The organism is Planococcus sp. VCh962 (assembly GCF_057748275.1).
The window spans coordinates 13,330-36,803 of sequence record NZ_JBYLHS010000015.1 but is presented as its reverse complement, the minus strand read 5'-3'; the positions used below and the strand labels follow the sequence as shown (position 1 = coordinate 36,803).

General features: G+C 44.4%; 20 protein-coding genes. 1 reads left to right on the top strand and 19 read right to left on the bottom strand.

Annotation, left to right across the window (positions count from 1 at the left end):
• Nucleotides 1-189: 189 nt before the first annotated feature.
• From AC3AQ9_RS20105 to AC3AQ9_RS20085, 5 genes are all read right to left on the bottom strand, one after another.
• Entirely contained in the window at nucleotides 190-1,158 is a 969-nt protein-coding gene (locus AC3AQ9_RS20105) for a tRNA dihydrouridine synthase (protein WP_488309253.1), read from the bottom strand.
• A 123-nt stretch (nucleotides 1,159-1,281) separates the two neighbouring features.
• Nucleotides 1,282-2,646 carry a 23S rRNA (uracil(1939)-C(5))-methyltransferase RlmD gene (gene rlmD / locus AC3AQ9_RS20100; protein WP_488309252.1) on the bottom strand — a complete coding sequence of 455 codons (1,365 nt, stop codon included), beginning with the start codon at nucleotides 2,644-2,646 and terminating at the stop codon, nucleotides 1,282-1,284.
• 376 nt (nucleotides 2,647-3,022) lie between these two features.
• Nucleotides 3,023-3,133 carry a cytochrome bd oxidase small subunit CydS family protein gene (gene cydS / locus AC3AQ9_RS20095; RefSeq protein WP_488309251.1) on the bottom strand — a complete coding sequence of 37 codons (111 nt, stop codon included), beginning with the start codon at nucleotides 3,131-3,133 and terminating at the stop codon, nucleotides 3,023-3,025.
• A 13-nt stretch (nucleotides 3,134-3,146) separates the two neighbouring features.
• A complete protein-coding gene (locus tag AC3AQ9_RS20090) occupies nucleotides 3,147-4,175 on the bottom strand; it encodes a cytochrome d ubiquinol oxidase subunit II (protein ID WP_488309250.1) in 1,029 nt (342 codons plus the stop codon).
• A complete protein-coding gene (locus AC3AQ9_RS20085) occupies nucleotides 4,172-5,518 on the bottom strand; it encodes a cytochrome ubiquinol oxidase subunit I (RefSeq protein WP_488309249.1) in 1,347 nt (448 codons plus the stop codon). Before AC3AQ9_RS20085 ends, AC3AQ9_RS20090 begins: the two co-directional genes overlap by 4 nt.
• Before the next feature lie 211 nt (nucleotides 5,519-5,729).
• Between AC3AQ9_RS20085 and AC3AQ9_RS20080 the strand changes: the two genes are divergently transcribed.
• The gene (locus tag AC3AQ9_RS20080) at nucleotides 5,730-6,161 is read left to right on the top strand and encodes an NUDIX hydrolase (protein ID WP_488309248.1); all 432 of its coding nucleotides are present in this window, start codon (nucleotides 5,730-5,732) and stop codon (nucleotides 6,159-6,161) included.
• A gap of 147 nt (nucleotides 6,162-6,308) precedes the next feature.
• Here AC3AQ9_RS20080 and AC3AQ9_RS20075 read toward each other — a convergent pair whose 3' ends face one another.
• From AC3AQ9_RS20075 to purD, 14 genes are all read right to left on the bottom strand, one after another.
• On the bottom strand, nucleotides 6,309-6,956 hold the full coding sequence (locus AC3AQ9_RS20075) for a metallophosphoesterase family protein (RefSeq protein WP_488309247.1): 648 nt from the start codon (nucleotides 6,954-6,956) through the stop codon (nucleotides 6,309-6,311).
• Nucleotides 6,957-7,044: 88 nt separating this feature from the next.
• Nucleotides 7,045-7,956 carry a diacylglycerol kinase gene (locus AC3AQ9_RS20070; RefSeq protein WP_488309246.1) on the bottom strand — a complete coding sequence of 304 codons (912 nt, stop codon included), beginning with the start codon at nucleotides 7,954-7,956 and terminating at the stop codon, nucleotides 7,045-7,047.
• Between the two features lie 103 nt (nucleotides 7,957-8,059).
• The gene (locus AC3AQ9_RS20065; RefSeq protein ID WP_488309245.1) at nucleotides 8,060-8,620 is read right to left on the bottom strand and encodes a thioredoxin family protein; all 561 of its coding nucleotides are present in this window, start codon (nucleotides 8,618-8,620) and stop codon (nucleotides 8,060-8,062) included.
• 227 nt (nucleotides 8,621-8,847) lie between these two features.
• Nucleotides 8,848-10,278 carry an Asp-tRNA(Asn)/Glu-tRNA(Gln) amidotransferase subunit GatB gene (gene gatB / locus AC3AQ9_RS20060; protein ID WP_488309244.1) on the bottom strand — a complete coding sequence of 477 codons (1,431 nt, stop codon included), beginning with the start codon at nucleotides 10,276-10,278 and terminating at the stop codon, nucleotides 8,848-8,850.
• Nucleotides 10,275-11,744, bottom strand: a complete 1,470-nt coding sequence (gene gatA, locus AC3AQ9_RS20055) for an Asp-tRNA(Asn)/Glu-tRNA(Gln) amidotransferase subunit GatA (protein ID WP_488309243.1) — start codon at nucleotides 11,742-11,744, stop codon at nucleotides 10,275-10,277. The genes gatB and gatA overlap by 4 nt, the downstream gene beginning before the upstream one ends.
• An 18-nt stretch (nucleotides 11,745-11,762) precedes the next feature.
• Nucleotides 11,763-12,053: an Asp-tRNA(Asn)/Glu-tRNA(Gln) amidotransferase subunit GatC gene (gatC, locus tag AC3AQ9_RS20050; protein WP_488309242.1), complete on the bottom strand. Its 291-nt coding sequence runs from the start codon at nucleotides 12,051-12,053 to the stop codon at nucleotides 11,763-11,765.
• A gap of 101 nt (nucleotides 12,054-12,154) precedes the next feature.
• Entirely contained in the window at nucleotides 12,155-13,285 is a 1,131-nt protein-coding gene (locus tag AC3AQ9_RS20045; protein ID WP_488309241.1) for a CamS family sex pheromone protein, read from the bottom strand.
• 12 nt (nucleotides 13,286-13,297) lie between these two features.
• Complete coding sequence (gene ligA / locus AC3AQ9_RS20040; protein ID WP_488309240.1) at nucleotides 13,298-15,304, bottom strand: NAD-dependent DNA ligase LigA; 2,007 nt, start codon at nucleotides 15,302-15,304, stop codon at nucleotides 13,298-13,300.
• A 15-nt stretch (nucleotides 15,305-15,319) separates the two neighbouring features.
• A complete protein-coding gene (pcrA, locus tag AC3AQ9_RS20035; RefSeq protein ID WP_488309239.1) occupies nucleotides 15,320-17,533 on the bottom strand; it encodes a DNA helicase PcrA in 2,214 nt (737 codons plus the stop codon).
• A 31-nt stretch (nucleotides 17,534-17,564) separates the two neighbouring features.
• Entirely contained in the window at nucleotides 17,565-18,266 is a 702-nt protein-coding gene (gene pcrB, locus AC3AQ9_RS20030) for a heptaprenylglyceryl phosphate synthase (protein WP_488309238.1), read from the bottom strand.
• Between the two features lie 205 nt (nucleotides 18,267-18,471).
• A complete protein-coding gene (locus AC3AQ9_RS20025; protein ID WP_036805966.1) occupies nucleotides 18,472-18,792 on the bottom strand; it encodes a YerC/YecD family TrpR-related protein in 321 nt (106 codons plus the stop codon).
• 185 nt (nucleotides 18,793-18,977) lie between these two features.
• Nucleotides 18,978-20,708, bottom strand: a complete 1,731-nt coding sequence (locus tag AC3AQ9_RS20020) for an adenine deaminase C-terminal domain-containing protein (protein WP_488309237.1) — start codon at nucleotides 20,706-20,708, stop codon at nucleotides 18,978-18,980.
• Nucleotides 20,709-21,411: 703 nt separating this feature from the next.
• On the bottom strand, nucleotides 21,412-22,002 hold the full coding sequence (locus AC3AQ9_RS20015) for an N-acetyltransferase (protein WP_488309236.1): 591 nt from the start codon (nucleotides 22,000-22,002) through the stop codon (nucleotides 21,412-21,414).
• A gap of 216 nt (nucleotides 22,003-22,218) precedes the next feature.
• Nucleotides 22,219-23,469, bottom strand: a complete 1,251-nt coding sequence (gene purD / locus AC3AQ9_RS20010; RefSeq protein ID WP_488309235.1) for a phosphoribosylamine--glycine ligase — start codon at nucleotides 23,467-23,469, stop codon at nucleotides 22,219-22,221.
• Nucleotides 23,470-23,474: the final 5 nt, after the last annotated feature.

Sequence of the window (23,474 nt, the reverse complement as noted above, 5' to 3'; positions counted from 1 at the left end):
CTAGTTACTTTATATAACCAAGTTTATAATTGTAATAAAATAATGTCAAGTAATCATTTTGCTAGTATAGCACTTTAATCATCATTTTGATGGCAAGTTGCCATATTTTAGTTTTGGGCCATAATAAAAAATCCCAAGTTCCTTTAGGAACTTGGGATTTCACAGTCTTGAAACAAAATAAACATTCAATCACTCAGCGTGGCTCAATTCAAAGTTATCAAGCAATGCACGCACTTCTTGGGTAGATTTTGTATTCATTAATTGATTTCTTAATTCACCTGCTCCACGGAAGCCTTTAACGTATATCTTGAAGAAGCGGTGAAGTCCTGAAACTGAACGCGGCAATTCTTCTATATAGTGATCATGAAGGTCAAGCTGCAGTCTTAGAAGTTCAAGGTACTCTCTGCTGCTGTGTTCTCTCGGTTCTTTTTCAAAGGCAAAGGGATTTTTGAAAATACCGCGCCCGATCATTACACCATCGACACCATATTGTTCAACTAGCTTCAGGCCCGTTTGACGGTCAGGAATGTCTCCATTAATGGTAAGGAGCGTATCTGGTGCTATACGATCGCGCAATTCCTTAATTTCGGGAATTAGTTCCCAATGCGCATCTGCTTGGCTCATTTCTTTTCTGGTCCGTAAATGGATAGAAAGGTTGGCAATATCCTGTTTTAATATATGTGTTAGCCAGTCCTGCCATTCGTCTAACTCTGTATAACCCAGCCTCGTTTTCACACTTACAGGCAATCCACCCGCTTTTGCTGCCTGGATAATTTCCGCAGCAACATCCGGTCGCAGAATAAGGCCGCTGCCTTTTCCTCTCGATGCCACGTTCGGTACCGGACAGCCCATATTGATATCGATGCCCTTAAAACCCATCTCTGCCATGCCAATGCTCATTTGACGGAAATGTTCAGGCTTGTCTCCCCAGATATGGGCAACCATCGGCTGTTCGTCTTCTGTAAACATCAAACGTCCGCGCACACTTTTCTGACCTTCTGGATGACAATAGCTTTCCGTGTTCGTAAACTCTGTAAAAAACACATCCGGTCTGCCAGCAGCGCTTACTACATGGCGAAACACGACGTCTGTCACATCTTCCATTGGAGCAAGTACAAAAAACGGTTTCGGTAAGTCCTGCCAAAAATTTTCTTTCATTCCCCTACAAATCCTTTCGTTTTAAAACAAAAGCAGATGATTTAAACGTGCATGTCTGCACATTTAAATCTTCTACTTTTATCTATCCACATGAATTAAATTAGTCTTTAATAAAATATGTCTTTAATTAGCCAATTCCAACCATGCCACCGCTTCGCAATGAGTAGACTGCGGGAACATATCGACCGGCTGCACTTCCTGTGTGCGGTAGCCGCCGTCTTCTAAGATGCGCAAGTCACGGGCCAGTGTGGCCGGGTTGCAGGAAACATAAACGACCCGTTTCGGACGCTGTTTCAAGATGGTCTGCAACAGCTGTTCATCACAGCCTTTACGCGGCGGATCTACCATTAAAACGTCTGCTGTCCTACCTTCTTTATACCAGCGCGGAATCACTTGTTCCGCAGGACCTGCTTCGAATAAAGTATTTGAAAAGCCATTCAGCTCGGCATTGCGTTTAGCGTCTTCAATTGCCTGGGGAACGATTTCAACACCCATCACAAATTTTGCGCGTTCTGCTAAGAACAAGGAGATCGTGCCGATGCCGCAATAAGCGTCAATAACGGTTTCATCCCCTGTCAGCTGTGCATATTCTAAAGCTTGTCCATACAATACTTCCGTCTGTTCTGGATTCACTTGATAAAACGACCGGGCAGAAATTTCGAAACGCACATCGCCGATGCGGTCTTCAATTACATCTTTGCCCCAAAGCGTTACTGTTTCATTGCCAAAGATGACGTTGGTCTTTTCGCCGTTGACGTTCTGGACAATGGATGCCACTTCAGGCACGAGCGAGCGGATCAATTCCACAGCTCTTTCCGCTTGAGGAAATTTCTTTTTCTTCGTAACCAGAACAACCATGATTTCACCCGTTGCCCGTCCTTTGCGGACAACAACATGGCGAAGCATGCCGCGGTGCTTTTCTTCATCATAAGGCTCGATGCCCATTTGATGAAGGCTATTTTTCAAGCCCGTCATAATGGCATCTGCTTCTGGCGTCTGGATGATGCAGATATCGGTGTCTGCAATATTATGGGAACGTGTCTGGTAAAAGCCCGCCACTACCCGGCCATTCTCTGTTCCGAAAGGAATCTGGGATTTATTGCGGTAACGCCACGGGTTTTCCATGCCTTTCACCGGATGGACCGGCACATGTGGCAATTTACCGATGCGCGTGATGGCATCGCGGACCAGTTTCCGTTTGAACGTCATCTGGCCTTCGTAGGACAAGTGCTGAATTTGGCAGCCTCCGCATGTATCAAATACCGGGCAAGGTGCCGTTACACGAAACGGTGACGCCTGCTCGATTTCTATCAATTTTGCAAAGCCATAAGACTTTAAAGTTTTTAAGACATGGACCTGAACATCTTCTCCCGGCAAGGCGCCATGGATGAAAAGCGGATAGCCGTCGACTTTTGCGACGCCTGCCCCATCATGCGTCAAATCCTCCACATGAACAAGCAATCGGTCATTTTTTTGTACTGGTTTCAATTCGTTCACTCCATTTCACATTGCTATATTGTATCACAAAAGAAAAGCGAAAGTGACCGTTTAGATTCGACCGGCATAAGCCGCTTTGGCGAAGCGGCATATTTTCAGCCGCACAGCCAAAGTGGCTTATAACCCGAGAATCTGGTCACTGCAGCTAGACACGAAAAGCGGAAGTGACTGTTTAGATTCGACAGATAAAATATGAATCAAAAGCAGTTTGGTGCTTCTCTTTGCAACAAAGCACCAAAGCTGCTGTGCTCTTTAATATCTCGAAGCTAGCCTGACGGTGAATAGCCCCTGCAAGGACAAAAGCAAAAAATCCATCCCATTTTAGAACATCAAAAAACGCGAGCAGGCTGTTACCTGCTCACGTTTATTATTTGTCTTCTTTTGTTGCAAGTCCATCTTTCAATGAAAACCAAAAACCGAAGACAATGGATCCGATCAATACTATAAACGGCGCATAAAATATTAAGAAATCCTGCATTACTATTTCCTCCTTACGCGTGGTAATCCGATTTCCCTTTAACGTAATCTTTATCAAACAAGAACAGGCGGAACAGCAAGTAAAGCGAAGGCAACAATAAGCCAAGTCCTGCTATGAATGCTACAATCAGCGCAATCGCCATTGATTCATTCGTGAAGCTGTCGTAGATCGTCAAATACGGATACAGCAAATACGGAAAATGCGAGATGCCGTATGCGAAAAACGCAGTAAAGAATTGACCCACCAAGAGAATAAACGCCCAGCCGTAATTCCGGCGTTTCCAGATCAAGTACACCGTTCCGAGGAATAACAGGAACGATATGCCGAATGCCCACCATAAATCAAGTAGGGCTTCGAAATGTTCCATATTATGGCTGCGCAACTCGAAAATAATGCCGGTTGCAGTAATGATTGCCGGACCTGCCCAGATCAGTGCGTACTTGCGCAATAAATCTGTAGCTTTGGAATCTCCTGCTTCATTTGCGTACCAAGTCAAGAAGACCGCCGAAATATAAAGTACTGCTGTCAAACTTAATACCACAATACTCCAAGTCAATGGGCTCGAGAACAATGCCCAGTAATCAAGATATGGGTTGCCATCATCCATTTTGATAAAGCCGCCTTGTGACATGGCGAATACCGGAGACAGAGCTGCTGGAAGCAGCAATCCCGATAATCCATACATATAAATATAACCTTTATGACTAATTTTCGCCCCGTAAGTTGCAAAGGCGTAATAAGAGCCGCGAATCGCTAGCAGTATAAGCGCAATGCTCGCTGGGACAAGCAATGCTGTACCGTAATAATAAGCGGTCTTTGGGAAGAATCCGACGATGCCGACAAAGAAGAAGACAAAGAAGACATTTGTCACTTCCCATACCGGCGACAAATAACGCTGGATAATATTCGTCAAGATATGCTGCTTGTTGGTAAAAGCGCTGTAGGCATTGAAGAAACCGGCACCGAAATCAATCGATGCCACAATGACATACAGGAACAAGAATAGCCACAAAACCGATATTCCGATGATTTCAAGCGTCATCCTTGTTCACCGCCTTTTTGAGCTTCTCGATCAGCTAGTTCTTTTTCGACCGGATTGCGTTTATACATCCGTGACAATACGACGATTGTCCCGACTCCAAGAATAAAGTACAGTCCGGCGAACAAAATGATCATCAAGTCGACTTGACCGCTTGTTGTAGCCGCTTCGGCGGTTTTCATATAACCGCGCAAAATCCATGGCTGTCGGCCGACTTCTGTAAACCACCAGCCAGCTTCGATAGCGATAAGTGCTAATGGCCCACCAGCCACTATCAGCCAACGGAACCAATTTGTTTTGATAAATGACCATCCGAACCATGCAGCCACGACATAAACAGCAGAGAAGAACGCTAGCCACATACCGATTGTTACCATAATGTCAAACAAGTAATGGATCCACAGCGGTGGGATTTCATCTTTCGGGAATTGATCCAAGCCAATAACTTCTGCATTAGGCAGACTGTGTGCAAGAATACTTAATGCATATGGAACTCTAATTTCATATTTAACATCTTCCCCGTCCAATACACCGAACAGGATAAGATCTGCCCCTTCTTCTGTTTCAAAATGCCATTCAGCAGCGGCTAGTTTTTCCGGCTGATATTCAGCTAAGTATTTACCAGAGAAATCTCCGATAAGCGCCGTCGCAATTGAAAATACTAATCCTAACTTCATCGTTAAGAACAGCGCTTTTTTATGATAAATATGGTTAGATCCGCGGATCATCCGGAAAGCAGCGATAGACGCCAGCAAAAATGCGGAAGTCATAAAGGCCGTCGACATAACATGCGCTACTTTTGTCGGTACTGCCGGACTTAGCATTGCAAGCAATGGACTAACATTTACCAATTCACCATTCAGCACTTCAAAACCTTGAGGTGAGTTCATAAAAGCATTCACGATCGTGATAAACACTGAAGATGCAGCTGCCCCAAGAGCTACTGGAATCAACAGCAAGAAATGTTTGCGCTGATCTTCAAACCGATCCCATGTATATAAATAAATTCCAAGGAAAATTGCCTCAAAGAAAAACGCGAAAACTTCCATAAATAATGGCAACGCGATAACATTGCCGGCCATTTGCATGAAGTTCGGCCATAGGAGCGATAATTGCAATCCGATGGCTGTCCCGGTAACGACGCCGACCGCAACTGTTATGACGAAACCTCGTGCCCATCGTCTTGCCAAAAGAATATAATGATCATCATTTTTCTTGATGCCTACCCATTGGGCGATCATGATCATAAGCGGAACGCCGACACCAATGGTTGCATAAATAATATGGAAAGAAAGCGTCATTAAAGTCAAAATTCTACTTAGTAACGCTGTATCTTCAAACCCCATTTTTTTTCTCCTTTCAAAATACATTAATTCTCGTGCTTGACTCTACACCCCTATTGTACCTTATCACCTCTTTTTTTTTGTTTTTCAACCACTGCAAAGAGCCATGAAATGCTCCAGCTTTGAATAACTTGTGACAGCAAAAGTTTCAATGTTTGAAATATTCCTTAATATTTAGTATTCTATTTAGAACAAAAACAAAGGATGATGCAGCATGAAAACAAGTCGGAAAGTTTTCGCTTATATTACAAGGGGCGAAGAAGGCCAAAAAGAGTTATTGGTATTTGAACATAAAGGAGAAGCGGAAGCGGGCTTACAGGTCCCTGGAGGAACAATCGAAGAAGGGGAAATGCTGATAGATGCCCTTTACCGCGAAGTGCAGGAAGAAACGGGCTTGCCGCGAGTAGTGCTGGAATTTGTCGGCAAGGTCCACAAATACAATTACTACCCCGAACATCAGGATAAAGTATACGAACGGAACATTTTCCATTTTGAATATACAGGAGAGCCAGTTGATTATTGGGAACACACAATTGTCAGCGATGGTCAGGATAACGGCCGGACCTTCCAGTTCCACTGGGAACCCGTGGATCATTGTCCGAAACTTGCAGCGGATCAGGATGCCGCTCTTGAACTTATGGAATAGAAAATGACAAAGCATCGGAATAGACATAAAAAAGCGCATGGCTGGAAATCCATGCGCGATTCTGCAGACTCTCGAATAATTCGAGTGTCTGCATTTTTTGCTGGTCAAATGTTAAGTGATTGTATTTATAGCAGGTCCAGTGTCCGCTCAAATATCCCTCGCATCTGTTTCTTCTTTTAAAAACTCAATAATTTCCCCGCTTGGATTTACTTTCAGTCCCGTTAAATAGCCGGCATACACAGCGCCTGTATCAATATTCCAGGTATGGCTCTTTGCGTCATACAGTGGTTTTTCACGAGGTGTATGGCCAATGATCTGCAGCTTGCCTAAGTTTTTCAAGGGGCTGCGGTTCCAAAGAATGCCATACACATCATCTTCTTTATAAGGGTCTTCGGCTTGTATGGATATTCCAGCATGGCTGATAAACAAATGATCGGTTTCAAAAAATAAAGGCAAACGGCTCAGCCATTCCATATCGGATTCGAAATCACGATCCGAGTTTCTATACTGGGCAAGCGTATCAGCACCGCCCTGCCACAGCCAATTCTGGTTTGGCCCACGGAAAACATGTTCTTCCATTTCAAGTTCGTGATTGCCTTTGAGGAAGTTGGCCTGACTCGGAAATTCATTGCTTAACTGTCTGGCTAATCCAACCGTTTGAGGGGAGTTTTTCCCTCTGTCTATTAAATCTCCCAACTGCACCAACACTTCATTTTCTTTATCCCAATAGCGGTTGACCATATTGCTAAACGTGTAAAAGCAACCATGTACATCGCCAATCACAAAATAGTTCATCAGATGACCCCCTTTGTTTAGGTAAAGGTAAAGATGACAAAAGACCAAATCGTTTCCCGACCTGGTCTTTCATTTATATGGAGCTGTCTTATTTCCGGTCTCTCTCACCAATTGAAGCGAGGGGCACTAAAACTTCTATGTGCCTTCCCAAGTTTTCAAACGTAGCGGGCAATAAACCTCCAAATTCCCCATCCAAATTCAGCAATACCCGTTCATCAGAAGAAACTGATATTTTGCTGGCTTTTGCATAGATCACATGTGGATCTGATAAATGTTCTCCCCTCAGCGCCAATGAAGCTACACGAATAAACTCCGCCATATTCAATTCTTTCAGTATGATCAAAGTGAATTTTCCATCGTTAATACTAGCGTCAGGCGCTAACTTCTCAAAGCCACCGACGGAATTCGTCAAGCCGATCAAGAACAACATTGCCTTGTCATCGAAAACTTGGCCATCGTATTCAATGCGGACGTTTGAAGAGCGGATAGACGGCAGCATTTCAATCCCTTTTAAGTAATAAGCAAGTTGGCCGAGCACTGTCTTGAGTTTGCTTGGAACTTCATATGTCAATTCGGTCAGCCTGCCGCCTCCGGCAATATTGATAAAATAGCGGTCATTCATCATTCCGACATCCACCGGTATGGACTCGCCTTGAATAATGATATCAACAGCTTTATTGATATCGCGTGGGATGTGAACGGCGCGGGCAAAATCATTTGTCGTCCCCATAGGGATTAAACCGATTTTGGGCCGATTTTCAAACTTGGATACCCCTGCAACCACTTCGTTCAATGTTCCATCTCCGCCGACAGCAACAATCAAGTCAAATTTTCTATTTACTGCAAGCGTTGCTGCTACTGTAGCGTCGCCTTCACCAGTAGTGGCATGGCAGGAAGTTTCGTATCCCGCTTTCTCCATTTTTTCAAGCACTTCCGGCAAATGCTTGCGAAACAATTCGCGTCCGGAAGTCGGATTGTAAATGATTCGTGCTCGTTTCATACCATATTCAGCCTTTCTCAACGTTCTATAGAATAAGACTCTTTTAAGCGACAGGAAGTTGCTTTCAAGAAAAAAACCGACATAATGCCGGCCTTTCCGCTTATTACTTCAATACTTCAAAAAAAGTCTTGCGCAAGTCTACATAGACTGCTTGCCAAAAATCACTGTTCCATGTAAAGCCATCTGAAATCTCACCGATGACTGTTTTCAAATGCAGATCATGCTGAGGGTCATCTTTTTCAGGAAGTATTGATCTTTTTTCGGTTACGAATTCCTGGACTTTCGGTGCACGTGGGCCCCAGTCTCCAAGTACTTCGCCTTCTTCTGAAAGAATAATGTATTTCGGGATGGAACGTCCGCCATTCGTCAAGTATTGGTCCATCAATTCCAAATTTTGATCGCGGTATACGCACCGAACTTGAACTCCCGCTGCTTCTGCGATCTTGCGTAAAACAGCATTGTTCATCATCGCATCTCCGCACCAGTCTTCTGTAATGACCAATACATGCGGTTGCTTTTCTTTTAGTAAATTAATGAATTCCGGATCTTCCGGAAGTTCGAACTTTTCATAGATAGAATAGGATTTTTCCTGGTTTGACTCCATTTGGGCCATATAGCTATCCAAAGTGATAGCATTTTCAAAATACTGCTGTTCCGTTGACATAGTAAGATCACTTCTCCTTTATCCTGCTTTCATACCCAGTAGATTACCCTTCTTCCGGGCAGCGAAAACTCAAATGAGTCAACTTCACACGGTTCAGTGGTTCAGGTGAAGTTTCTCTTTATCCTTAGTTTACTTGTAGTAAGTGGAAGCTTCAACCTATTTTAGCCTTTAGCCCATTAATATGGAGACATTAAAAAGATGGCCCGTGAAAGGGCCATCTCCTAATATTACCGTTTTGCGATTTCTTCAAGCAAGATTTTATTGAGCAAAGGCGGATTCGCCTGCCCTTTCGTTGCTTTCATGATTTGTCCCACTAAGAATCCGATTGCACGATCCTTACCATTTTTAAAGTCTTCTATCGATTGAGGGTTATTATCCAGTGAGTTCGTCACAAGTTCACGTAAAGTGCCTTCGTCTGAAATTTGGACAAGGCCTTTCGATTTAACGATTTCATTGGCGTTTCCACCTTTTTCAATCAATTCTTTAAAGACTTTTTTAGCAATCTTTGATGAAATGGTGCCATCTGAAATGAGCTTGATCATGCCAGCCAATCCTTCAGGGGATAATGCTGTGTCGCTCAATTCTTTTTGTTCGGCATTCAGGTAAGCAGAAACTTCACCCATCAGCCAGTTCGAAGCGAGTTTCGCATCTGCTCCGGCAGCTACAGTCGCTTCAAAGAAATCCGATATCGGCTTCGCTAAGGTCAGAACCATGGCGTCGTATTCAGACATACCAAGTTCAGATACGTAGCGCGCTTTACGGGCATCCGGAAGTTCCGGGATTTCAGCACGCACGCGTTCAAGCCAAGCATCATCGATAATGATATCCACAAGGTCTGGCTCCGGGAAGTAACGGTAATCATCTGATCCTTCTTTGACGCGCATCAGGATTGTTTTTCCTGTTGACTCATCATAGCGGCGAGTTTCCTGCCCGATAATGCCGCCTGACAATAACACTTGTTCTTGGCGGATTTGTTCATGCTCAATTCCTCTGCGGACAAAGTTGAATGAGTTTAAGTTCTTCAATTCCGTTTTCGTGCCGAATTGTTCTTGTCCGTAAGGACGCAATGAAATATTTGCGTCACAGCGAAGTGAACCTTCTTCCATGCGAACATCGGAAACACCCGTATACTGGATAATCGCTTTAATTTTTTCCAAGAATGCATAAGCTTCTTCCGGCGTACGCATATCCGGTTCTGAAACGATTTCGATCAGCGGTGTGCCTTGTCGGTTTAAATCGACCAACGAATGGCCGTTCCCTGTATGAGTTAGTTTCCCGGCATCTTCTTCCATGTGGAGACGCGTAATGCCAATGCGTTTTTTCTCGCCTTTAACTTCAATTTCAATCCAGCCATGTTCACCAATTGGCTCATCGAACTGAGAAATTTGATAAGCTTTCGGGTTATCTGGGTAAAAATAGTTTTTACGGTCGAATTTCGTGTGGCGGTTGATTTGGCAGTTTAATGCCAAAGCAGCTTTCATTGCCCAATCCACTGCGCGTTTGTTTACTACAGGCAATACCCCTGGATATGCTAGGTCAATGACATTCGTATTGGTATTCGGCTCTGCACCGAAATGGGCTGGTGCTGGTGAGAACATTTTAGATTCTGTTTTTAGCTCGACGTGTACTTCAAGGCCGATTATGGTTTCAAAATTCATTGTGCCGCTCCCTCCCAAACTTGAGGAGTTTTTTTATGGAAATCGGTTGCTTGTTCGAAAACATCGGCAACACGATAAACTGTTTCTTCATCAAAATATTTTCCGATGATTTGCAAACCAAGCGGCAATCCATTGTCAAATCCACAAGGGATTGAAATTGCAGGAACGCCTGCCAAGTTGACAGGAATTGTCAAAATATCGTTCGCATACATTGTCAGTGGGTCATCAATTTTCTCACCAATTTTAAAAGCTGGCGTTGGAGTCGTTGGTCCAATGATGACATCGTATTTTTCAAATGCTTTATCAAAATCCTGTTTGATCAGTGTACGCACTTTTTGTGCTTTTTTGTAGTATGCATCGTAATAACCGGAGCTGAGTGCATAAGTACCAAGCATAATGCGGCGCTTGACTTCATCGCCAAATCCTTCCGACCGGGTATTCATATAGAACTCAAGCAAATTGCCCGCTTTTTCAGTACGGTAGCCGTAACGGATACCATCAAAGCGTGACAGGTTGGAAGAAGCTTCTGAAGAAGCGATCAAGTAATAAGTAGCAAGTGCATATTTGGAGTGCGGCAAGGAAATTTCTTCCCATGTAGCGCCTTTTTCTTCAAGCACTTTTAGCGCATCACGAACTGCTTGTTTTGCAGCTTCTCCAACGCCTTCTGCAAAATATTCTTTTGGAACGCCAATGCGAAGGCCTTTGATATCGCCTGTCAATGCAGCGGCAAAATCAGGAACTTCTACATTCGCCGAAGTTGAATCTTTGTCGTCATGTCCGGCAATAGCGTTCAATAATAATGCATTGTCTTTAACAGTACGAGTGATTGGCCCGACTTGATCCAATGATGAAGCATACGCGATTAACCCGAAACGGGAAACCCGGCCATATGTCGGTTTCATACCGACTACGCCACAAAATGCCGCGGGCTGACGGATTGATCCACCGGTATCTGAACCTAAAGTAAATGGCACTTCACCTGCAGCTACAGCTGCCGCTGAACCACCTGAAGATCCACCAGGCACTGTGTCGGGGTTCCACGGATTCTTCGTGTTTTTGTAGTAAGAGTTCTCGTTTGAAGAACCCATTGCGAATTCGTCCATGTTCAACTTGCCGACAATGACCATTCCTGCAGCTTTTACCTTTTCTACCACCGTTGCGTTGTAAATAGGGTTAAAGCCAGTAAGAATGCGGCTTGAAGCCGTTGTTTCAATACCTTCAGTGACAATATTGTCTTTTATGCCGATAGGCAATCCAAAAAGCGGACCGCGTTCAGCAATTGGTGTTTCTTCCAATTGTGCCGCTTGTTTCATTGCGCCTTCTTTATCAAGTGCTAAAAAAGCGTCGACTTTCGCATCCAGCTCTTCGATGCGCTCGAATGCTTTTTCCGTCATTTCAGCAATGGTCATTTCTTTTGTATGTATCAATTCCTGCAGCTCAGCTGCAGTTTTATCTGCTAATGCCATCTTTTTCCCTCCTTATGATTAATCTAAGATAGTTGGAACTTTAATCTGTCCTTCTTCATGTTCTTTAACGTTTTTCAAAACCAATTCCCGGTTTAATCCAGGTTCTGCTTTATCTTCACGCAGGACGTTAACCATTTCCAGCACATGCGTTGTCGGCTCGACATTTTCCGTATCTAATTCGTTCAGCAATTCCATCGCATTCGTAATTGCTTCCAATTGATCCGCAAAATGTACCGCTTCCTCGTCAGTAATAGCCAAACGCGCTAAATGTGCAACTTCAATTACTTCGTCTTTTGTTATTTTCGCCATATTTCTACACCTCCGGATTCAGTAAACATACGCTATATCATACCATTTTTCTAGAAAAATGAATAGGGACAGCCGCCTGGCTATCCCCATTCCTGAACAAATTAATCATAAATATGAACATTTGGTTCCGTTTGATCAGCTTTTCGCAAAATAAGAGCTTCAGGACCATTTGTAGAAGTGACATTAACTTCCACTTCAATGTTTTCAGGGAAATGTTCGAGGACAAGTCCTGTCAAGTATTGGCTGAACCCAATCAATTCAGCTGCTCCGTAAAATTGTATAGGAATATCAATTTGCATTTTCCGCAATTGATTTTCTTGGTAAAAGCCTGTTCCAATGACACTGGTGAAGTTCGAAAAATATTCTTCTACATCCATTTTAAAGTTTCGGAAAGTAGTATCAACTTCGCGGTATTTCTCTTCAGATCCTGAAGTTGGAAAAATTACATATTCTTCGTTAACTGCCGTCCAATTGGCAACAGCGGTTTGCCCGCCAGGAGCAACACCATATGAGAAATACGTGCCAGGCGTAATAGCTCCACGACTATTTTGCTTGTAGAGTCCTACTGTAATCGGAATTTTTGCCATTCCTTCTTTTTCACGCAGGCGCTTAACGATTTCATTTGCTAAGCGGATGCCTTCTTTTTCAATTTGCGCTTGAGGAATCGCTTCTTCATATGGGATATCGTTGACCGAATTATAATAGGTGGAATTCAAAGCCAAGCCGATGGAAACGCCGCCTAGCCGAATTGTCTCTTCATTGGTTTTCACCAAGTAATTCTGTTCAACTATATGAGCCAAAATTTCTGCAGGCGGGCGGTCTCCCGCCTTTTCCTGTGCTTCAGAACGCGGATCGGCAGGATTCAGCCCTAAAGGATTGTCTTCGCTTTTCCGGCTCAGCCAAGCAGTGGCATCTTCAGCCGTAATTTTCTGGCCTTCCTGGAAATAGTAATCGTCTGGAGAAAATTGATGCTGGGACAATCTCAAAAGCCCGGTTTCAGCTTCTTTGATGTCATAGCGTGAATTCAACCGGTTGACAATTTTACCTCTCGTAGCACTTTCTTTATAAGGCAGCAAGGTCCGGTAATACCGGTCATCAAGTTGAATACTCGGGATGATTGCCGTCTCTACTGCTTCTTCTTCCGTATTGAGCACTTCTGTTTCATCCGATACAGAAGGCACACAACCCGCCAGCAACAACATGCCAATCGGGATCCACCATATGCGTTTCATCTATAAATCTCCTCATTTGCTCAATTCTTCAATGAGACGTTCTTCGTCCCAAACGTCCACCTTAAGTTCCATCGCTTTCACTAGTTTCGAGCCCGCTTCTTCGCCCGCAATGACCAAGTCAGTCTTTTTGCTGACACTGCCGGATACTTTGCCGCCAAGCGCTTCAATTTGCGCCTGGGCTTCTCCACGTGTCAGTTTTTCAAGCTTTCCAGTCAGAACGATTTTTTTGCCGGCAAAGGCATTTGCTCCGTCTTCAACACGGATGCGGGAACCGGTGTATGTTAAATTGACGTTTGCTTTTGCTAAACGTTCCATTAATTGTTGAACTTCTTCTGTCTCAAAATAGGAAACGACCGAATCAGCCATTTTACTGCCGATTTCATGGATTCCGACTAATTCTTCAAAGGTGGCAGCCATGAGCATTTCCATCGAACCAAAATGCTCCGATAAAATGCGTGCCCCTCTTTCTCCGACATGACGGATTCCAAGCCCGAACAGCAGCCGCTCCATTGAATTGCTGCGTGAAGCATCGATTGCTGCAATCAAGTTGGAAGCGGATTTTTCACCCATCCGTTCAAGATTCAGCAATTGCTCTTTTGTCAGCTTATAAAGGTCCGAGATGTCGGCAATCAACCCTTCACGGTACAGCTGTTCGATCACTTTTTCGCCAAGCCCTTCAATATTCATGGCATTGCGCGATACAAAGTGGATTAGCCCTTCCGTAATCTGGGCAGGACATTGCGGATTAACGCAACGCAATGCCACTTCTCCTTCAATCCGGATCAGTTCACTGCCGCATGCCGGGCAGTTTTCAGGCATTTCAAAAGGAAGTTCAGCCCCTGTCCGCTGCTCAATAAGTGCAGAGACTACTTCCGGAATGATGTCTCCGGCTTTTCGGATAATGACTTTATCTCCGATGCGTATATCTTTTTCACGAATCAGGTCTTCATTATGCAAAGAAGCACGCTGGACAGTCGTCCCGGCTACTGATACCGGATCAAGGATTGCTGTCGGCGTCACTACACCCGTACGGCCGACACTAAGTTCAATATCCCGTACCGTTGTCATCACTTCTTCTGCCGGAAACTTATAGGCCGTTGCCCATTTCGGGCTTTTTGCTGTAAAGCCCAGTTCTTGCTGCTGAAGGTAGCTGTTCACTTTGATGACAATGCCGTCAATTTCATAGGAGAGATTTGAACGCTGCTCGGTCCATTTTTCAATATATTCCAGCACTTCTTCTACGCTTTTGCAGACTTGGCGTTCATTATTTGTTTTAAAACCAAGTGCTTCTATAAATTGAAGCGTTTCTTCATGCTCACTTAAACCATGAGATTCAGCATCACCGCCGATGCCGTAAATAAAGACATCCAAATTACGGCTTGCTGCAATTTTCGGGTCCAGCTGGCGCAATGAGCCAGCTGCAGCATTTCTCGGATTGGCGAATAATTCTTCGCCGCGCTCGCCTCTTTCTGCATTCAAATTATGAAAAGATTTTTTCGGCATGAAGACTTCTCCACGAACTTCCAATGAAACTGGCTTTCGGAGTTTCAATGGAATCGTTCGGACCGTTCGCAAATTGACGGTAATATCTTCACCAACCCGGCCATCGCCGCGAGTCGCCCCCCGAACAAATTGGCCATTTTCATATATGAGAGATACAGCGAGCCCGTCAATCTTCAGTTCACAGACGTACTCAATATTGTCACCGGCACCATTTCGCACCCGCTTGTCAAATTCCCTAATATCCTCTTCATTGAAAACGTTCGACAAACTGAGCATCGGCAGTGCATGTGCCACTTTATCAAAATTCGTAATGGGTGTGCCCCCAACCCGTTGTGTAGGAGAATCGGGAAAAATCAAATCGGGATACAAGGTCTCGAGTTCGATTAATTCGTTTAGCAATTGATCGTAGACGGAGTCAGGAACTGCTGGCTTGTCCAGCACATAATAAGCATGCCCATATCCCCGAAGTAGTTCATTTAATTCGTTAACGCGTTGCTCTGCTTGTATGCGGTCCATTTGGTTTCCTCCCGATTATTCTTTTTCGATCGGCGCAAATTTCGCCAATAGCCGTTTAATGCCTACTGGGCTCGGGAAAGCAATGTCCAGTTCAGTTTGTTCGCCTTCACCTTTGACACTGACCACGGTTCCAGTCCCCCATTTTTTATGTTTCGCCCGGTCTCCCGGCTTCCATCCAAGTTTGTCGCCGCCGGATTGCTCGTAGGAAGGACGGCTGACGGCTGCCCGTTTCGGTGCCTGTCTATAGCTGGTTGCAGCACCTGCCCGGTGAATCGGTGTTGTCTGTTCAATCAGTTCTTCTGAAATTTCATTGATGAAACGGGAAGGCATATTGTAATTGCTCTTGCCGAACAATGTACGCGAAGATGCATGCGTCAAATACAGGCGCTGTTCTGCCCGAGTGATGCCGACATAAGCCAAACGGCGTTCTTCTTCCAATTCATCATCGTCGTTGTTGGAACGGGAATGCGGGAAAACATTCTCCTCGAGGCCAATGATAAAGACCACAGGGAATTCAAGCCCTTTTGCAGCATGCATCGTCATCAAAATAATCGGGCCATCCGCATCTTCTTCATCATCAACTGCATCGATATCCGAAATCAAAGCTAAATCCGTCAAGAAAGCCACCAGAGATTTATCATCACTTTGCTTTTCAAATGCTTGTGTAACCGACAAGAATTCATTCAAGTTCTCCAAGCGGCTTTCGCCTTCAATTGTTTTGTCAATTTGCAGCATATGCTTGTAGCCGGATTTCTTGAGGACTTCCTCAACCAGCTCTGTCACCGATAGATATTCCTGCATCTGCGTAAAACCGTCAATCATCGTGCGGAACTCGAGAGCCGTCTGTGCCGTTTTCGGCGTCAATCCCATAAAGTCGACTTCCTGCAAAGCATCCATAATGGTGCGGTCTTGCTCAATTGCAAAACGGGCCATACGCTCAAACGAAGTGGCGCCAATGCCGCGTTTTGGTTCATTGATAATGCGGGCCAGCGACAAATCATCATCATTGTTGGCAATCAACCGCAAATAAGCGAGCAGGTCCTTGATCTCTTTACGGTCATAGAACTTAGTCCCGCCCACAATCGTATACGGCATATTGGATTTGACGAACATTTCCTCTAATACCCGCGACTGGGCATTTGTCCGGTACAAAATGGCGAAATCAGAGGTTTTATAGCCTTCTTCCTGCATCAGTCTCTGGATCGTCTGTACGACATACTGGGCTTCTTGGCGTTCATCTCCAGCTTTATGCAAAGTGATTGCAGGGCCATCTGCATTGTCGGTGCGCAGTTCTTTCGGGTAACGGCTTGTGTTTTTCTTGATAACGTCATTTGCCGCCTGCAGAATCCGCTTTGTCGAACGGTAATTTTGTTCCAGCATAATGACTTTGGCATTCGGGTAATCTTTTTCAAAAGACAGGATATTCGTAATATCCGCGCCGCGCCAGCGGTAAATCGACTGATCGGAATCTCCGACGACACATATGTTTTTAAATTTGCTCGCAAGCTTTTGCACAAGCTGGTACTGCGCATTATTCGTATCCTGATATTCATCCACATGGATATAATGGAATTTGTTCTGATAAAACTCCAGCACTTCAGGCACTGTATTGAATAAAATCAATGTTGTCATGATCAAATCATCAAAATCGAGCGATTGATTTTTTTTCAGGCGTTTCTCGTATGCGGCATAAACATCTGCCACTGTTTTTTCATACGGATTATGCGGGTTCATATTCGCAGCGAACTCGGTTGCACTGATGCACTCGTTCTTCGATGAAGAAATGGCGTTCAGCATCGTCCGGGGTTCATACTTTTTCGGATCCAAATCAAGCTGCTTCAAGACATTTTTAATAACAGTCAGCTGGTCGGTTGTATCCAGAATCGAAAAGTTCTTTGAAAAGCCCAGACGGTCAATGTCACGGCGCAAAATACGCACGCACATCGAGTGGAACGTCGATACCCACATGCGTTCCCCTGTTCCATGCCCAAGTAATCCATCAATCCGGTTGCGCATTTCACGCGCTGCTTTATTCGTAAACGTAATAGCCAAAATGTTAGAAGGGTAAACTTCTTTTTCCAGCACTAAATAAGCGATTCGATGTGTCAGCACACGTGTTTTGCCTGATCCTGCACCTGCCATGATCAGCAAAGGGCCGTCAGTCGTTTTCACTGCCTGTTCTTGCTCGGGATTCATCCCTTTTAGTAAATTCTTCGTTATCATTTCCATTGTGCACCACCTCGAACATCTGTTCTTTTCATTATAGCGATTCGTTAGTCATTTCCGCAACCGCCTGGACGGTCGAAATCGCTTTTTCCATATCTTCATATATAATATTGCCAATCACTACCGTATCGGCAATTCCGGCCATTTCTTTTGCTTTTTCTGCTGAATCGATTCCACCGCCGTAAAATAACCGGGTTTTGTCCAAAACTTCTTTTATCGCCTTGAGCCATTCAGCATTTCCATATGTTCCGCTATATTCCATATAAAAAATCGGCAAACGGAAAAAGTGTTCCGCCATTCTTGCATAGGCAATCACATCTTCCAATGATAAAGCTGTCTTGGCTCCGGTCAATTCTGCCGCTTTGCAATCGGGATTTAAAATACAATAACCTTCCGGAATCAATTCTTCCCAGTCCATAATGTCTCCGTATTCCCGGATTGCTTCATGATGAAGGCCTTTAATCCATAACGGATTGTCGCTGTTCAGCACGGTTGGAATGAAATAATAATCAAACCCGGGCGTTACTGATTCTACCGTGGATACTTCCAGCACCACCGGTACGGTGTAACGGCGCACCCGCGCCATTAAATCAAGGACATTGTCGAGTGTGACATTATCGCTTCCGCCAATCAAGATGGCATCGGTCCCAGATTCGCAAATTCGTTCCAACTGTTCATCTGAAATGGTTTTTGCCGGATCTAATTTAAACGCATGACGCCATGTTTGAAAGTCCACAATCATCCACCTAACCTTGGTTCTTTTTTCATCAATTCATTATAACAAAAAAACAGGGCTAACCAATAAGTCAGCTATACGACTTATTGGTTAGCCCCTCTTTTTATAGATAACGTGCAGTAATACCTCTGCATTAGTCTTGCAACGATGCGCCGGCTTGCTCGCAAAGGAGTTGGCCCAAATTGCTTTGGATCAACTTCTTCATTTAATCTTTTGGCAGTTGAAACGGTTTTTCATCGGGATACAGCCTGCCCAGCATTTCATCATAGCCATCGTTGCCGTAATTCAAGCAGCGTCGGACTCGTGAAATGGTAGCCGTACTCGCACCGGTTTCATTTTTAATTTTTTCGTATGTTTTTTTCATTCTCAACATATGGGCTACTTCTAAACGCTGCGACAGCGACTGGATTTCACTGATGGTGCAAAGATCATCGAAAAAACGATAAGCTTCTTCTTTATCTTTCAATGCCAATATCGCTTCAATTAATTGGTCTGTTTGTGGCCCTCGAATTTTATCCACCTGCATACAGCTTCACCGTCCTTTCAGTTTATTACTCTTTACTAGCTGTGTCTTTCTATGTAAAAGGCATGGAGAAGCTTGCTTCTCCATGCCTTATAAGACATTTAATCTAGAAGCCTGTTCCATTAGTTTAGCACTTTCAGCAAAGAGACAAAAATAATATGGCTAGCTGCAGGCAGAAATGAATCAACTCAGCGCATAAATGCAGGGAACAGGATTTTTTTATTCATTACGTCGTAAATTCCTTTTTGGGTAACGCGCACATACGGAAGATGAGTGGCCTGCAGGAACAGCAGCGTATAAACCGCATCACCATGTTTATACCCTCGTTCGGCCAATGCTTTTTTCAATGCCGTTTCCTGAAGAATCAGCTGCTCCATCGGCAAATCAGACATGCCTCCGCCGATTGGCAGCGGTAAAATACAAACATTTTCGCCATTTTCCATCAGGACGATGCCGCCTTTGATGCGTTTCAGCTCTTCAAAAGCTGCCCACATATCTTTGCGGTTCTTGCCGATTAAAATGATATCGCCTGTATTCGTGTAAGAAGAAGCAAATCCATCGACCCCCGCTGCAAAACCTTTGATCAATGTATTTACCCGCCATTTGCCGTGCCTATCAATCAGCATCAGGAAACTTTCCTCGTGATTTTTCGATAGATTGCCGTCATGTGTATCAACACTGACAGAATACGGTTTGGTAATAACGTCATTGATCATTTCAATTCCAAAAGGCATCGAGAATTGGAAATCGTCTTCGGTCAATTCAAACTCCATATTGAGTTCAGGCATTAATGACCAGTCGATATCGGGAAGCGTATACACTTTTTCCCCGTCTTTTTTCAGCCACACACCCTTGGATATTACTCCGGATGGGACTGGATTTTCAATAGTGTCCAATATATTCAAGTTAGCGATCCGGCCCGTTGCGATCAATCCATGAAGATTCGTGACGTTGTAGTAGCGGGCGACGTTGTAAGAAGCCATCATATAAGCATCGATTGGCGGCACACCGGCCTCCAGTGCAATCTTGATGCACAGGTCCATCACACCATCCGTATGGAATCCAGGAGTTGAACCGTCAGTGGTCATCATCAATTTATCAAAAACGTTTAGCTCACGTTCGACAATCCCTTTCAGCAAATCCGGTAAATCCGGGCGGATTGATGAATGCCGAAGCGTTACGCCATAGCCATGAAGCAAGCGCATTTCCACTTCCTCCACTGTCATAGCTTCGTGATCGCCATCAGCTCCTAGCAATCTCATGCGCGCCAAAGTTTTTTCAGATGCGCCAGGAAAATGGCCTTCGATTTTTTTGAGGCCCAATTTCGCTTTCTGAATCCAGTACAGCATTTGGTCATCGCCGGCCATCAGTTTCGGCCAGCCTGTCAGTTCACCGCCGAGCAGAACATCTGGACGATCCAGCCATTCGCCAACCGCTTTGGAGGTGAATAAGCCGTCTTCGTCACTAAGTTCTGTTTGCGAGTCAAACCGGGTCCACCAATAAAAATTAAAAGGCAATGCTGCCAGTTTATCCAGCAATGAAAACGCTTTCTCGTTTTCCAATGCTAAAAACAAGGTCAAGTTATCAGATAAGAACGTCGTGGTTCCGCCTTGAGCAGCATAATCGGCAAAAGTTTGCGGGTTGTAAAGCTGATAAGGATGGACATGGGGTTCTATGTATCCTGGAACGATGAGTTTACCTTCCATATTTGCTACTTCAGTGGCAGCACCAATTTTCGGCATTTCTTGTCCAGCGTATACAATGCGATCTCCCTTGATCCAAATATTACCTGTTACCCATTTTTTAAAGATACCATGTAAATATGTGGCATTCGTCAGAACAAGATCCGGCGATGCTTCTTTAGTAATAATCTTCATTTGTTCTCTAATTTCCGTGTTTCTCCAAATTGGGTTTACCATGTGCCGGCACCTTCTCTCTCCTATTTCTCTACTTAATATCGTAGCATAACATTGTATGAAAATACAGAGAGTACTTCCAAATATAAGAACATTCAGATTAAGTTAAGACACAAAAAGTCCACGCTTTCAGCTTGTTGAGCAAGATAAAATTAATATTAGTGGTAATCCCTTAACCGATATTTCGCCAAACAGCTGCGCTTGCCGCGGGCGAGCGCCAAGCCGCTTCGTCGCTGCGCTCCTGTCTCTGTCTCTGCATCGCTGCGCTAGCTTCGAGACATGAAAGGGCGTTGTAGGGTCTCGGCTGTCTCGTCGCTTACGCTGCCCCGCAGGCAAGACATTGGCCGACGCCTGCGAGGGCAAGTCTTTGCGACGAAGTGCGCAGCACTGCAGGAGCAGTATGTTTTCCTTCGCCGTTTGGCTCCATATCTGGAGAGCGGGAAGCAACAGAAGAGAACTTACTCAAACAGTCCCACTTTTAGAGCGTCTCTAAAGGTGACAAAAGAGAGCAGAATGCAGCGGAAGGTGGGCGACTCCTGCGGAAGCAGCGAAGCGACATGAGCTGAAGACCCTGGACTGAGCAAAGCGAAGGAAGCGGCTGAAGCCATGTCCGCGGAAAGCGTCCCACCTGGAGCGAAATGTGAAAAGCCTATCGAGGGTTTCTCTAAAGTATAAAAAAGTCCACGCTTTCAGCGTGGACTTTGTTTTAATTTGAAATTGTATTCGTGAAAGGTTCCAATACATCCTTTTTGCTGTCTTCTTCAAAAGTCAACACCTTTGAAACCGAATCATAGGATTCCCCATAAAAATGGACGTCTTTATACGTATGGATGTCTTTATACATTTTCTTCATCGCTTCAAAGATTTCTTCTTCAGTTTCGCCATTCGGAGCCCAATACAGGATCTCCATCGAGTTTTCTTCGCCAGTTGCGAGTGACCGGCGGCAATAGCCGATGGATGATGCATGTTCGAACCCTTCACGTGCATAAAAGCGGAGGCGTTTTTCAGTGTCTGTATCTTCATAATTCACCGGTTCCACTTCAAGGATGATTGGCTTGTTTTTATCTTTTAGCATTTGCAGTGATTTTTTGCCAAGGCCCATGCCCCGTGATTCTTTTGAAACAAATAAATAATCGACAAAAGAAAAATTGTCGAACTCTGCGTACATCAATACATGATATGGTCCTTCGTCTTTATGATAAACATTGCCTTTTTCTTTCAGCAACGTATCCATATGCTCTTTTGATTTCATTTCTTCTACTGGAAAATATTGATTTAATTTTTCGTACCAATTCATTAAATTTGCCCCTTTCGTATTTGCAAAGCTTTTTTGTATGGCTACTGAAGTTTGCTGTTATACCGTTCTGGAGTGTACATAGAGGTGTAATTAACGGGTATTTGAAATCTTCAACTTGAAACATATACCCCTTTATCAGGTGGGAAAAACAAAAAATGGCGTGTTTCTTTCGAAATCAACGCCATTTCCTATTTTTTTATTATAACACAGAGAAATTTACTTTGCACGCCATCCGATGTCAGAACGGAAGAAGAAACCGTTCCATTTCAGTTTGCCCAGTTGTTCATACACTTGCCGTTGCGCGTCTTCAAGATTCTCACCAGTTGCTGATACTAAAAGAACACGTCCGCCGTTTCCAGCATATCCTTTATCCGTCTGCTTCGTTCCTGCATGAGTGACTTCAACGTTTTCAAGCGAGCCAAGGTCCGGCAAGGCCTGCCCTTTTACGACAGCTTCCGGATATCCTTCTGCTGCCACAACAACGCCTAGCACGGCTTGTTCATCCCATTTGAGGTCAAACGGTTCATTTTTTAATAAGCTGTCCATAAAAGCACCAAAATCTGATTTCATGCGCGGCAAGACTACTTGTGTCTCAGGGTCGCCAAAACGCGCGTTAAATTCAATTACTTTCGGGCCAGCGTCTGTCAAAATGACGCCTGCGTACAAAATGCCGTTGAATGGCGTTCCATCTGCTGCCATCCCCTCCACTGCTGGGCCGACAATTTTAGCAAAAGTCTCTTCTGCAACAGAAACCGGGATTTGCGGGACTGGCGAATACGCCCCCATCCCCCCGGTATTAGGTCCCCGATCACCATCATACGCCCGTTTATGGTCTTGGGAAATAACCATCGGATAAATCTGTCCGTCTTGGACAAATGACATATATGAAAATTCTTCGCCATCCAAAAACTCTTCAATCACCACCCGTGAACCGGACTCTCCGAACTTTTGATCTTCCAGCATGTCATGGACGGCTGCCACCGCTTCTTCTTCAGTAGTGGCCACGACCACTCCTTTGCCTGCAGCTAAACCGTCCGCTTTGATGACAATAGGAGCCCCATGTTTGCGAATAAAATCAGTCGCTGGTTTTGTTTCTGTAAACGTCTCGTAAGCCGCTGTCGGAATGCTATACTTTTCCATCAATTCCTTGGCAAAAGCTTTGCTGCCTTCAATTTGGGCTGCCGCTTTCGAAGGGCCGAAAATCCGCAGTTTCCGTTCTGCAAAAAAATCTACGATGCCGGCAGCGAGTGGCTGTTCAGGGCCTACAAATGTAAAATCGATTTCTTGTTGCTCCGCAAAATCTGCAAGGGCCTGAAAATCCATTTCATCAATTGCGATAATTTTGGCATCATTCGCCATTCCTTCATTTCCTGGAGCTGCATAAACTTGTTCAACCGAAGCCGAACGTGAAAATTGGCGTGCGATTGCATGTTCTCTTCCGCCTCTTCCAATGACCATTATTTTCATCAAAG